This window comes from Cupriavidus sp. SIMBA_020, from assembly GCF_046535395.1.
Lineage (GTDB): Bacteria > Pseudomonadota > Gammaproteobacteria > Burkholderiales > Burkholderiaceae > Cupriavidus > Cupriavidus campinensis.
This window is the reverse complement of the sequence record NZ_JAWRWU010000525.1, coordinates 1-274: the sequence shown is the minus strand read 5'-3', so window position 1 is coordinate 274 and position 274 is coordinate 1. Positions and strand designations below refer to the sequence as shown.

The 274-nt window shown below is 62.0% G+C and carries 1 pseudogene; it reads left to right on the top strand.

The annotated features are described in order from the left end of the window. Positions 1-274, top strand: a pseudogene (locus tag SB751_RS30345) (chloride transporter); the annotation flags it as partial.

The window sequence follows — 274 nt, the reverse complement described above, 5'->3', positions numbered from 1 at the left end:
ATCTGCTTCTCGACGGGAATTCCCGGCACTTCATGAAAACGCAGCGTGGCGATGCCGCGCTGCGTTTTTTATTGTTCGAACGTTGCGAGAAACTTTCGCGCGACGAGGTCGACGCGTGGCTCATGGCGCGCGATGGCGGCGCGCTTGAGCCCTCAGTGGCGGGCACGGCCAACGTGAGCGCGAGCGTCGATGCGGCGCAATTCAACCAGGCGATCGACGCGATCCATGCCGCCTTGCGCGCGGGCGATTCCTATCAGGTCAACTACACCTATCG